13 protein-coding genes and 1 pseudogene are annotated in these 11337 nt (G+C 70.7%); 4 read left to right on the top strand and 10 right to left on the bottom strand.

The window, feature by feature from the left end; all coding sequences use genetic code 11:
* Positions 1–56: 56 nt before the first annotated feature.
* Genes EIO58_RS18670 through EIO58_RS06445 form a run of 7 tightly spaced genes read right to left on the bottom strand, consistent with a single transcriptional unit; the run spans position 57 to position 5544 of the window.
* On the bottom strand, positions 57–233 hold the full coding sequence (locus EIO58_RS18670) for a hypothetical protein (protein ID WP_164861559.1): 177 nt from the start codon (positions 231–233) through the stop codon (positions 57–59).
* A 20-nt stretch (positions 234–253) separates the two neighbouring features.
* Entirely contained in the window at positions 254–391 is a 138-nt protein-coding gene (locus EIO58_RS18665) for a hypothetical protein (RefSeq protein WP_164861558.1), read from the bottom strand.
* Positions 392–436: 45 nt separating this feature from the next.
* Entirely contained in the window at positions 437–2770 is a 2334-nt protein-coding gene (gene purL, locus EIO58_RS06465) for a phosphoribosylformylglycinamidine synthase subunit PurL (protein WP_127818828.1), read from the bottom strand.
* Positions 2771–2775: 5 nt separating this feature from the next.
* Positions 2776–3018, bottom strand: coding sequence for a hypothetical protein (locus EIO58_RS06460; RefSeq protein WP_127818827.1), 243 nt, complete (start codon positions 3016–3018; stop codon positions 2776–2778).
* A 45-nt stretch (positions 3019–3063) separates the two neighbouring features.
* Complete coding sequence (locus EIO58_RS06455; protein WP_127818826.1) at positions 3064–3726, bottom strand: response regulator; 663 nt, start codon at positions 3724–3726, stop codon at positions 3064–3066.
* Positions 3723–4844, bottom strand: coding sequence for a sensor histidine kinase (locus tag EIO58_RS06450; RefSeq protein ID WP_127818825.1), 1122 nt, complete (start codon positions 4842–4844; stop codon positions 3723–3725). The genes EIO58_RS06455 and EIO58_RS06450 overlap by 4 nt, the downstream gene beginning before the upstream one ends.
* A gap of 4 nt (positions 4845–4848) precedes the next feature.
* A complete protein-coding gene (locus EIO58_RS06445; RefSeq protein ID WP_127818824.1) occupies positions 4849–5544 on the bottom strand; it encodes a DUF2306 domain-containing protein in 696 nt (231 codons plus the stop codon).
* 126 nt (positions 5545–5670) lie between these two features.
* Here EIO58_RS06445 and EIO58_RS06440 point away from each other — a divergent pair, with 126 nt between their 5' ends.
* The 3 genes from EIO58_RS06440 to EIO58_RS06430 all read left to right on the top strand — a co-directional run bounded on the left by EIO58_RS06440 (position 5671) and on the right by EIO58_RS06430 (position 8058).
* Entirely contained in the window at positions 5671–6102 is a 432-nt protein-coding gene (locus tag EIO58_RS06440) for an ArsR/SmtB family transcription factor (RefSeq protein ID WP_127818823.1), read from the top strand.
* 2 nt (positions 6103–6104) lie between these two features.
* Positions 6105–7085 carry an SRPBCC family protein gene (locus EIO58_RS06435; RefSeq protein WP_127818822.1) on the top strand — a complete coding sequence of 327 codons (981 nt, stop codon included), beginning with the start codon at positions 6105–6107 and terminating at the stop codon, positions 7083–7085.
* Positions 7086–7155: 70 nt separating this feature from the next.
* Positions 7156–8058, top strand: coding sequence for a TerC family protein (locus EIO58_RS06430; RefSeq protein ID WP_127818821.1), 903 nt, complete (start codon positions 7156–7158; stop codon positions 8056–8058).
* Between the two features lie 18 nt (positions 8059–8076).
* Here EIO58_RS06430 and sufU read toward each other — a convergent pair whose 3' ends face one another.
* Positions 8077–8529: a Fe-S cluster assembly sulfur transfer protein SufU gene (sufU, locus tag EIO58_RS06425; RefSeq protein WP_127818820.1), complete on the bottom strand. Its 453-nt coding sequence runs from the start codon at positions 8527–8529 to the stop codon at positions 8077–8079.
* Complete coding sequence (locus EIO58_RS06420) at positions 8526–9821, bottom strand: SufS family cysteine desulfurase (RefSeq protein ID WP_127818829.1); 1296 nt, start codon at positions 9819–9821, stop codon at positions 8526–8528. The genes sufU and EIO58_RS06420 overlap by 4 nt, the downstream gene beginning before the upstream one ends.
* A gap of 64 nt (positions 9822–9885) precedes the next feature.
* Between EIO58_RS06420 and EIO58_RS06415 the strand changes: the two genes are divergently transcribed.
* Positions 9886–10950: a VanZ family protein gene (locus tag EIO58_RS06415; protein WP_127818819.1), complete on the top strand. Its 1065-nt coding sequence runs from the start codon at positions 9886–9888 to the stop codon at positions 10948–10950.
* A gap of 142 nt (positions 10951–11092) precedes the next feature.
* Here the strand turns inward: EIO58_RS06415 and EIO58_RS06410 are convergent.
* Positions 11093–11337, bottom strand: a pseudogene (locus tag EIO58_RS06410) (amidohydrolase); the annotation flags it as partial.

Here is an 11337-nt window from a genome sequence, read left to right as displayed (position 1 = left end):
CGAAACCTGGACCGCACCCGGGGGGGGGAGAGGGGGAGGGGGGGGAAAGAGGGAGGTTAGTGCGGGCCGATGTCCATCGTGCCGCCGTGGCGGCGGCGATCGGTGGCCTCGTACACCGGGTTCGCGGGACCGTCGGCAGATCCGTCCGGACGGGCCTTGCGCGTGTCGTAGGTCTCCCGCGGCGGAGAGAAGAAGTGCGTGATCCGCGTCCACACCGACTGCTTCTGGGCCATGAGGACCTCCTGGCCGAAGCCTAGCCGAAGAGGAGAGCGAAGACCGTGGCGCCACCGCCGACGAGGATCAGGGCGACGATCGTCACCCATGCGATCACCTTGACACGGCGCTGCCGCGTGTCGTTGAAACCGCCGTACTCTTCGTCGTCCGCCGCCATGACGTCAAGTCTAGAGTCTGCGACGTAGCGCAGAGACGGAACGGGTCAGGCCACGGGCTCGGCCACCGTCGGGCCGAAGGCCGCCGGAAGAGTCGAGGTCGAGAGGTCGCGCAGCTCGGCGAGCGGCAGCGTGAACAGGCCCTGCACCTCGAGAGCGGGGTCGTCGCCGTCTGCCGCCGAGTCGGTCACGCCGATGCGCAGCACCGGGTAGCCGCGGCCCTCGCACAGGCCGCGGAACTTGACGTCGTCCTCGCGCGGCACCGAGACGATGACGCGGCCGGTGGACTCCGAGAAGAGGGCGGTCGCGGCATCCACCCCGTCCCGCTCGATGACCTCGTCGAGCCACACGCGCGCGCCGAGGCCGAAGCGCATGACGGCCTCGGCGAGGGCCTGTGCCAGGCCGCCCGACGACAGGTCGTGCGCCGACGACACGAGCGACTGCTGGCCGGCCGCGTGCAGCAGCTCGGCGAGCTTCTTCTCCTGCGCGAGGTCGACGGCGGGCGGGCGTCCGCCGAGGTGGCCGTGGATCGTGCCCGCCCACTGCGATCCCGAGAGCTCGGTCGCGGTGACGCCGAGGAGGTAGATGTTCTCGCCCGCGTCCTGCCAGCCCGACGGGATGCGGCGGGCGACATCGTCGATGATCCCGAGCACGCCGACGACCGGCGTCGGGAAGATCGGCTGGGCGCCGGTCTGGTTGTAGAACGAGACGTTGCCGCCCGTGACGGGGATGCCGAGCTCGAGGCATCCGTCGGACAGCCCTTCGACCGCCTGCGAGAACTGCCACATCACCTCGGGGTTCTCGGGGCTGCCGAAGTTCAGGCAGTCGGTGACGGCGGTGGGGACGGCCCCCGTGACGGCGACGTTGCGGTACGCCTCGGCGAGGGCGAGCTTCGCACCCTGGGCGGGGTCGAGCTGGCAGTATCGGCCGTTGCAGTCGGTGGCGATCGCGAAGCCGAGGCCCGAGTGCTCGTCGACGCGGATCATGCCGGCATCGTCGGGGAACGACAGCGCGGTGTTGCCCATGACGTAGTAGTCGTACTGGTTCGTCACCCACGAGGTGTCGGCGAGGTTCGGGCTCGCGACGAGCTGGGTGAACTGGCGGCGCAGCGTGTCGGGGTCGAGATCGCGGGGGAGAGCGGATGCCGAGTCCTCGCGCAGCGCGTCGATCCAGGCCGGGTAGGCCACGGGCCGCTCGTACACCGGGCCGTCGACCGCCACCGTCGAGGGGTCGACGTCGACGATCTGCTCGCCGTGCCAGAAGATCTGCAGGCGTCCGTCGCCGGTGACCTCGCCGAGCACGCTGGTCTCGACCTCCCACTTCTTCGTCACCTCGAGGAACGCGTCGAGCTTCTCGGGCGCGACGACGGCCATCATGCGCTCCTGGCTCTCGCTCATGAGGATCTCTTCGGGGGTGAGCGTGGGGTCGCGCAGCAGCACCTTCTCGAGGTCGACGCGCATGCCCGAGCCGCCGTTGGCGGCGAGCTCGGACGTCGCGCACGAGATGCCGGCGGCGCCGAGGTCCTGGATGGCCTCGACGAGCTCGCCCTGGTAGAGCTCGAGGCAGCACTCGATCAGCACCTTCTCGGCGAACGGGTCGCCCACCTGCACCGCGGGGCGCTTCGTCGGACCGCCGTCGGCGAAGGTGTCGGACGCGAGGATCGAGGCGCCGCCGATGCCGTCGCCGCCGGTGCGGGCGCCGAACAGCACGACCTTGTTGCCGGCTCCTGAGGCATTGGCGAGCTTGAGGTCTTCGTGGCGCAGCACGCCGACCGCGAGTGCGTTGACCAGCGGGTTGCCCTGGTAGACCGCATCGAACACGGTCTCGCCGCCGATGTTGGGCAGGCCCAGACAGTTGCCGTAGAACGAGATGCCGCTCACGACGCCGTGCACGACTCGAGCGGTGTCGGGATTGTCGATGGCGCCGAAGCGGAGCTGATCCATGATCGCGACGGGGCGCGCGCCCATCGAGATGATGTCGCGCACGATTCCGCCGACGCCGGTCGCGGCACCCTGGAACGGCTCGATGTAGCTGGGGTGGTTGTGCGACTCGACCTTGAAGGTGACGGCCCAGCCCTCGCCGATGTCGACGACGCCGGCGTTCTGGCCCATGCCCACCATGAGCCGTTCCTTCATCTCGTCGGACACCTTCTGGCCGAACTGGCGCAGATAGATCTTCGACGACTTGTAGGAGCAGTGCTCCGACCACATCACCGAGTACATCGCCAGCTCGCCCGACGTGGGGCGGCGGCCGAGGATCTCGCGGATGCGCTCGTACTCGTCGGGCTTGAGGCCGAGCGCCGCGTACGGCTGCTCCTTCTCGGGCGTGGCCTCGGCGTTCGAGACGGTGTCGGCCAGGGCCTTCGAAGAGGGGGTGGTCACGCGGCTCAGCTCCAGGAAATTCGGGGGATGCCGGACCCGACCAGTCTAGTTCGGCCGCGGCATCCGTCGGTCTCGTCCGCAGACGGCTTCGATCCCCATCCGACCGGCTGTGCGACCGCGTGCGTGGACTCGCGCGCACCGCGGGCTCGCCCGCGCCGCATGATCACCGCCTCTTCGGTGCCGAACTCGACCGAGGCGATGATGCACGACAGGTTGTTGCGTGCTTCGAGGATGTTGTACGCGGCCATGGCGTCATCCAGCCAGATTCCCCGCCAGGACGGAGGCTTCAGTCGTCAGGAGGATGGTCGCCTTCCGGCAGGCCGCTCGGCCGCCCAGATCGCGAGCTCGACGCGGTTGCGCGCGCCGAGCTTCGACATCAGGCTGCCGATGTGGGTCTTGACGGTGCTGAGCGAGATGTGCAGCTCGCGCCCGATCTCGGCGTTGCCGAGGCCGCGTGCGACGGCTGCGAGCACCTGGTCCTCGCGCTCGGTCAGCGGTGCCGACGGCGCCGCGCGCGGTGTTCGCGACGAGCCGGCGAACGCCTCGATCAGCCGCACCGTGACGTTCGGGTCGATGAGCGCGTCACCGCGGGCGGCAGCGTGCACCGCCTCGCGGAGGAGCACCGCGCCCGCGTTCTTGAGGAGGAATCCTCGCGCTCCGGAGCGCAGCGCCTCGTACACATACTCGTCGAGGTCGAATGTCGTGATCACGACGACCGGGATCGGATCTGTCACGTCCGGCCCCGCGACGGCTCGGGTCGCCGCCAGGCCGTCGGCGCGCGGCATCCGGATGTCGAACAGGCACACGTCGGGCCGAAGCTCTCGCGCCAGCGCGACCGCGCGCTCGCCGTCGGCTGCTTCGCCCACGACCTCGATGTCAGGCTGAGCGTCGAGGATCGCGCGCAGTCCCGCGCGCACCAGATCCTGATCGTCGGCGAGGAGCACGCGCACCGTCACGACCCGGCCCCCGTCGCGGGAAGCTCGGCGGCCACCAGCCAGCCGCCGCCTGGAGCCGGGCCGGCAGTGCACGAGCCGCCGAGCATCGTCGCCCGCTCGAGCATGCCGGTGATGCCGAAGCCGGGACGAGCGGATGCCGTCGTCTCGCCGTCGTCGCGAACGTCGAGGCGCACCCGGTCGGGGTCGAGGCGCACGGTCACATCGACCAGCGTGGCATGGCGCGCGTGGCGGCGCGCGTTCGTGACCGCCTCCTGGGCGATCCGGAACACCGCGGCGCCGATCGGCGACGGCAGCGCGCCGACGTCGCCGGTCACGGTCACCCGCACGGCAGGGGGCCCTGCGGCTGCAAGCCGGTCGAGATCTGCGATTCCGGGCGCCGGCTCCTGGGCGGCTTCATCGGACTCCCGCAACACGCGCACCATCGACCGCATCTCGGACAGCGTCCGGGCCGCCTCGTCCTCGATCACGCGCAGGGCCTGAGTCGCGGCATCCGGGTCCGCCGCGGCGAGCACCGTGCCCGCCTGCGCCTGGATCGCGATCGCAGACACGTGGTGGGCGACGGTGTCGTGCAGCTCTCTCGCCAGCTGCTCGCGTTCGAGCAGCCGGACACGGTCGAGCTCGCGCGCCCGTGTCGCGGCGCGCCAGCGCAGCGCCACGGCGATGCTGCTGATGCTCACGACGACCGCGACGCTGCCGATGACGTCCCCCGATGTCGTCGGCCCGAGGAGCGACACGAACCAGCCGACCACCACCACGACTCCGGCGCCCGCCATCGCGCGGCCGCTGCCCCACCGCATCGCTGCGTACAGGAGGATCAGGAAGTACGCGGCGGTGAAGAGCTGCGGATCGCCGCCGACGACGAGTCCCACGATCGAGGACAGGGCGAACGCGGTCGCGAGCATCGTGAACGGCCGCGCGCGGCGCCACAGCAGGGTCGGCAGCAGCGCCGCGAGCGTGACGGCCCACACCCAGCGGGCCGGAACCTCTGGACGCAGCGCCGCCTCGACGACGATCAGCGGTGCGAGAACCCCGACCAGCACCCAATCGCGCCATACTCGGGCGGGCGGCACCGGCACCGCGGCCGGGGTGTTCCACAGCGCCCGCACGGGGCTCGTCATGCCCTCATGATATGCGGGCATCGGCGCGGGCCGGCGTCCGGCGCGTCGCACGCATCCGGTCCCGTGGGCGCCGCGCCCGCCGGCGGATGACGACCTCGGCCACGGCGAGGTTGATCGCCCAGCCCAGCCCCATGAGCACGGTGTTCGCGAGCTCATCGGGCGGACCGACGAGCGCGGCCCACGGCGCGAGCGTGAGCACCTGGGTGCCCGCTCCGAGTCCGATCGCGTAGGCGCGCGTCATCCACGCGCTGTGCGTCGCGACGTCTCGGCGGCGGATCGCGGCGAAGGCCAGCATGATGCCCCCGACCATCACGGCGCCGAGCGCCAGCCGCATCACCATGAGCACGAAGCCGCTGTTCGCCGGCAGGTCGTAGGCGACGGCCATCCACATGCCCGAGAGGGCCGAGACGAGTCCCGCCGGCACGAGCACACGCCCGGCGAGGCGGTGCCAGCGCCGTCGGCGCAGTGAGGGAGCGAACTGGAGTGCGCCCAGCAGCAGGAACACCGATGATCCGACGATGTGCGCGATCACCGGGACGGGCGAGTCGAAGAAGCGTGCGTTCTCGACGGTCACCGCGGCGCCCGTCGTCAGTTGTGTCAGCCGCGAGGCGCCGGCGATCATCGGCACGAGCGAGAGGGCGATGAGCCCGGCGGGGGCGGGCCACTCGCGGCGGGAGCGTGGGGGCGCGGAAGAGGTCATGTCTCGATGCTTCCGCTCCGCCCGGAGCGCGACATCGGCCGAGAGGCCCGAGCTCCCTCGGCCGAAAGTCCGATGCCGGGAAGTGCTTGTTGACAGGGGGCGGCGGCAGGCGTAACGTACAACCAAATGGTTGTACGAACGGAACTCAGTGATGAACAGATCGACCGCGTGTTCCACGCGCTCGCGGCGGCGACGCGGCGCGACATCCTGCGCCGCGCCATCGAGGGCGAGCACTCGGTGTCGGCTCTCGCACGCGACTACGACATGTCGTTCGCCGCGGTGCAGAAGCACGTCGCGGTGCTCGAAGAGGCCGGTCTCATCATCAAGCGCGCCGAAGGGCGCGAACGCCTCGTCCGGGCGGATCCCGAGATGATCGCCCGGGCCCGCGCGCTGCTCGCGCGGTACGAGGAGCTGTGGCGGTCCCGCATCGACCGCCTCGACGCGCTCCTGGCCGAACCGCGGGTAGCGGATGCGGCATCCGCCGACGCGGCCGACTCCACCGATCGCCCCGTCCCACGCAAGAACCAGACACGCAGGAACACCGAGCAAGGAGAATGACGATGCCCGTCACCGATGTCACCACCGACCCCGAAGCGCTCACCCTGACGCTCACGGCAGACTTCGCCGCCCCCCTCGAGCGGCTGTGGGAGGCGTTCACCGACCCCCGCCAGCTCGAGCGGTTCTGGGGCCCTCCCGGCTGGCCCGCGACCTTTACGTCGTTCGACTTCGAGCCCGGCGGCCGCGCCACCTACTACATGACCAGCCCGCGCGGCGAGAAGTCGGGCGGGTCGTGGGAGTTCCTCTCGATCGACGCGCCGCGCGGCTTCGAGGTGCTCGACGCGTTCGCCGACGAGAGCGGCACGCCGATCCCCGACATGCCGGTCTCGCGCATGGTGTTCAGCTTCGAGAGCACCGACGCCGGCTCGCGGCTGCGGAACGTCACGCACTTCACGACCGCCGACGCGCTCGAGCAGGTCGTCGCGATGGGCATGATCGAGGGCGCGACGATGGCGATGAGCCAGCTCGACCGTGTGCTCGAGGGCCTGCGCGAGTACGCCGCCGGCAAGGGCACGCAGACCGAGATCCTCGACGACACCCACGTTCGCATCACGCGGCTGATCGAAGGCCCGATCGACCTGGTCTGGCGCGCTCACTACGAGCCCGAGCTGCTGAAGAAGTGGATGCTCGGACCCGACGGCTGGAGCCTCGTCGAGTGCGAGGTCGCCCCGGCCGTCGGTGGGACCTACCGCTACGTGTGGGAGCCCGGCGAGGGCGTCGAGGGCGAGCGCTTCGGCTTCGACGGCGAGACGCTCGTCGTCGACGCACCGCGCCGCGCCGTCACGACCGAGCACATGACGGGCACGGACTTCCCGTCGACGCTCAACGACCTGAATCTTTACGAGGAGGACGGCGCGACGCTCATCACACTCCTCATCGAGTACCCCGACAAGGAGACGCGCGACATCGTGCTCGCCACGGGCATGACCGACGGCATGGAGGCCAGCTACGCACGCCTGGAGGGTGTGCTCGCGGCCGTGTGAGATCGCGGTGATCTGAAGATCCGGATGCCTCGGCGCGAGGCATCCGGATCTTCGTCCGTATTGTGGACCTGTGGACTTCTCCTTCGCCTTCACCCCCGACCTGATCGCCGTGTTCGTGACGCTGTTCGTCCTCGAAGTGGTGCTGGGCGTCGACAACGTCATCTTCATCTCGATCCTCGCCTCGAAGCTTCCCAAGGAGCAGCAGGCCAGGGCGCGCAACCTGGGCCTCACGTTGGCGATGGTGATCCGCGTCGTCCTGGTGCTGTTCGCGGGCTGGATCATCACGCTCAAGGAGGACGTGTTCTTCCTCGGCGACATCGGCTTCTCGTGGAAGGACCTCATCCTCATCGCGGGTGGCCTCTTCCTCGTCTACAAGGCGGTCACCGAGATCCATCACAAGCTCGAGGGCGCCGAGGAGGAGCACGGCGGCGAGGGCCGCAAGGGCGTGACGTTCGCGTCGGTGCTCGCGCAGATCCTCCTCCTCGACATCGTCTTCTCACTCGATTCGGTCATCACCGCGGTCGGCATGACCGAGAACCTCGTCGTCATCATCGCCGTGGTCGTGCTGTCGTTCGGCATCATGCTCTTCGCGGCCCGCTTCATCTTCGGCTTCGTCAACAAGCACCCCACGGTGAAGATGCTGGCGCTGTCGTTCCTCCTGCTGATCGGCGTCTTCCTGGTCGCCGAAGGCTTCGGGTTCCACATCGACAAGGCGTTCATCTACGGCCCGATGGCCTTCGCGATCTTCGTCGAGGGGCTCAACCTCGTGTACTCGGCGCGCAAGGCGAAGCGCGAGCGCAAGCGGCAGATCGCCGTGCAGCTGCGCCCGCAGTACCTCGACGTCGACGAGTCGGTCGCGGTCGCGGCGGCCCTGTCGAAGGACCCGCACGCCGGCTCGGTCGGCCTCTCGCGCAAGCCCGTCGCGGGGGATGCCCCGGTCGCGCCCGGCGAGGAGCGCCACGGCCTCGGCTGAGCCGGCGCGATCTCCGTTTCAGGCGCGGGCCAGGGCGTCCTCGAACGCGACCCACGCGAGCATCGCGCACTTCACGCGGGCGGTGAACTTCGAGACGCCCGACAGCGCGGCCGCGTCGCCGAAGACCTCCTCGTCGAGCGCGAGCTCGCCACGCGAGCGCAGCGCTTCGCGGAATCCGTCGATGAGAATGGATGCCTCGGCCCGAGGCATCCCGCCCTCCTCGTCGACGAGCGACGCGAGCATCGAGGCCGAGGCCTGCGAGATGGAGCAGCCGGCGCCATCCCAGGTGAGCTCGCTCACCTGGGAGCCGTCGTCGGTCACGCGCACGCGGAGCGTGATCTCGTCGCCGCAGATCGGATTGCGCTGGTGCGAGGAGGCCACGCGCCCGGCGTCCTCTCCCAGGCCCTTGCCGTGCGGACGCTTGGAGTGGTCGAGGATCAGCTCCTGGTAGAGCGATTCGAGCCCGCTCACGAGTACGCCCCGAAGAACGAGCGCACACCCGAGAGCGCGTCGAGGAAGGTGTCGACATCGCCCGGGGTGTTGTAGAGCGCGGTCGATGCCCGCACCGACGCGGTGAGCCCGAACCGCCGGTGCAGCGGCTGAGCGCAGTGGTGGCCGACGCGCACGGCGACTCCGCGCGCGTCGAGGAACTGCCCGACGTCGTGCGCGTGCACGCCTTCGACGTCGAACGACCACAGGCCCACGCGCTCTGCGCCCGCCGCGTCGCCGAGCATGCGCACGCCGGGGATCTCGCGCAGCCCGGCCGCCATGCGCGCCTCGAGCGTCCTCTCGTGCGCGTGGACGGCATCCATCCCGACGTCGTCGAGGTAGCGGACGGCGGCAGCGAGGCCGATGGCCTGCGAGACCGGCTGCGTGCCCGCTTCGAATCGCTGCGGCGGCGGCAGATACTGCGCCTCGTCGAGGGTCACGGTGGTGATCATCGAGCCTCCGGTGAGAAACGGAGGGAGTGCCTCGAGCACCTCGCGGCGCCCGTAGAGTCCGCCGATGCCGTACGGGCCGAGCATCTTGTGGCCCGAGAACACGGCCAGGTCGACGCCGAGCGCGGGGAGGTCGAGCGGCATGTGCGGTGCGGACTGGCACGCGTCGAGCACCGTGAGCGCCCCGGCGGCCTGGGCGAGGGCGACGAGCTCGGCGACCGGATTCACGATGCCGAGGACGTTCGAGACGTGCGTGAACGCGACGATCCTGGTGCGCTCGCCGATGAGCTCGGCCGCCGCATCCGTGTCGATGGTTCCGTCGTCGCGGACGGGGAGGTGACGCAGCACGGCGCCGGTGCGCGACGCGAGCTCCTGCCACGGGATGAGGTTCGCGTGGTGCTCGGCCTCGGTGACGACGATCTCGTCGCCCGGTGCGAGTGCGAAGCGGGCGGATGCCGGAGCCCCGCGCCCGAGGGACGCGTTGCCGATCGCATAGGCGACGAGGTTCAGCCCCGCAGTCGCCCCGCTGGTCCACACGAGCTGCTCGGGCAGGGCGCCGACGAACCCGGCGACGGCGGCGCGTGCGTCCTCGAAGAGCTCGGTCGCCTCGGCGGCGAGCGTGTGCGCGCCGCGGTGCACGGCGGAGTTCGCGCGGGTGAGGAATGTGACCTCTGCGTCGATGACGACCTGCGGCTTCTGGCTCGTGGCTCCCGAGTCGAGGTAGACGAGCGGCTGGCCGTTCACGCGCTCCGCGAGCAGCGGGAAGTCCGCGCGGAGGGCAGCGGCATCCAGCGGCGCGTCGAGAGAGGATGCGGGGGTCGTCAGGCTCACCCTTCCAGGCTACGCGGGATGCCTGGGTGCCGGGCGGGCGCTCTGGGAGACTACCGACATGCGCGAACAGGTCATTCTGGGCGGCCTCGCGGTCACCGCCGGGGTGGCGCTGGCCGTGCTGCTGTTCGTGCCGTTCGTGGCGTTGACCTATCGCCGACGTGGCGGGTTCGGGGCCGGTCGGTTCGCGGTCTGGGGTGCGGCCCTCGTGTACCTCATGGCGATCTGGACGTACACCCTCCTGCCCCTCCCCGATCCCGACGCCCTCCGCTGCGCGGGCGTCAACCTCGACGTCGGGGCATTCGTCGACGACATCCGCGGCGCGCTCTCGCGCGTCGGCCGCAGCGCGCTCACAGATCCCGCCGTCCTGCAGGTGCTGCTGAACGTGCTGCTGTTCGTGCCGCTCGGCTTCTTCGTCCGCGTGCTGGGTGGGCGTGGCATCCCCACCGCCGTCGTCACCGGTTTCGTGGTGTCGGCGCTCGTCGAGACCACTCAGCTCACCGGAGTCTGGGGCCTCTACCCGTGCGCGTACCGCGTGTTCGACGTCGACGACCTGCTCGCGAACACGTGCGGCGCGCTGCTCGGGTCGCTGTCGGCGCTGCTCGTGCCGCGACGGCACTGGGGAACGCCGCGATACCCCGACGCCGAGGAGCCACGGCCGGTCACGCGGCGGAGGCGGCTGCTGGCGATGCTGTGCGACATCCTCGGCGCGTGGCTGACCGCGCTCGCGGCATCGGTGGTCTTCCAGCTCGCGCTGTGGGCGCTCGGCGCGCACGCGGAGCTGCGCGACGGATCCGCGGCCGGAGTCGTGGGCACCGCGGCGCCCGTGCTGGCGTGGCTCGTCGTCGTCATGGCCACCGGTCGCACTGTCGGCGACCTCGCAGTGCAGCTGCGCTACACCGGCGGTCCGCTGCCCATCGGGCTCGCACGATTCCTCCGCCTCGCCGGCGGCATCGGCGGATACCTCGTGCTGCTCGCGCTCCCCGGCGCGTGGGGCCTTGTCTCCGGGGTGTTCGCCGTCGCCTCTGTCACCCTCGTGCTGACGACCCCCGACCGTCGGGGCCTGCCGGGCCTGGCGTCGGGCCAGCGGCTCGTCGACGCCCGCGCGCCGGCCGACTCGCTCTGAACCGGCCACCGACTTCGCAGCGAGCGACGAGATTCGCAGGGATTCGGCCGGTCGGCTGCGAGGTTCACGCAGACCTGCGGGCTCTGTGAGGGGCCGGGGCGAGTGGGGTGACGGATGCCTCGGGGCGAGGCATCCGTCCGGCTTACGCGCCGGCGGGCTCGGCCAGGAACTCCCGCGCCGCGATCACGAGCGCGTCGACGCCTCGCGTCACAGTCGGCTGCAGCACCGGTGCGAAGAAGGGCGAGTGGTTCGTCGGGATGTCGCGCTCGATCGTGCCGGCCGCCTGGGCCGCGGCGAACGTCTCCGGATCGACGCCTCCCCAGAACCAGAAGACCAGCGGCACGCCGGCCTCGCGCGCGAACCACGAGACGTCCTCGCTCCCGGTGA

Source organism: Microbacterium sp. CPCC 204701, from assembly GCF_004010105.1.
Taxonomy (GTDB): Bacteria; Actinomycetota; Actinomycetes; order Actinomycetales; family Microbacteriaceae; genus Microbacterium.
This window is presented reverse-complemented; position numbering and strand designations above follow the sequence as displayed.

Bases quoted from the DNA above. Each gene is read 5' to 3' on its own strand.
- EIO58_RS18670 (WP_164861559.1), bottom strand. From the start codon at position 233: ATGGCCCAGAAGCAGTCGGTGTGGACGCGGATCACGCACTTCTTCTCT.
- EIO58_RS06460 (WP_127818827.1), bottom strand. From the start codon at position 3,018: ATGGCCGCGTACAACATCCTCGAAGCACGCAACAACCTGTCGTGCATC.
- EIO58_RS06445 (WP_127818824.1), bottom strand. From the start codon at position 5,544: ATGACCTCTTCCGCGCCCCCACGCTCCCGCCGCGAGTGGCCCGCCCCC.
- EIO58_RS06450 (WP_127818825.1), bottom strand. From the start codon at position 4,844: ATGACGAGCCCCGTGCGGGCGCTGTGGAACACCCCGGCCGCGGTGCCG.
- EIO58_RS06415 (WP_127818819.1), top strand. From the start codon at position 9,886: ATGCGCGAACAGGTCATTCTGGGCGGCCTCGCGGTCACCGCCGGGGTG.
- EIO58_RS06440 (WP_127818823.1), top strand. From the start codon at position 5,671: ATGGTTGTACGAACGGAACTCAGTGATGAACAGATCGACCGCGTGTTC.
- EIO58_RS06435 (WP_127818822.1), top strand. From the start codon at position 6,105: ATGCCCGTCACCGATGTCACCACCGACCCCGAAGCGCTCACCCTGACG.
- EIO58_RS18665 (WP_164861558.1), bottom strand. From the start codon at position 391: ATGGCGGCGGACGACGAAGAGTACGGCGGTTTCAACGACACGCGGCAG.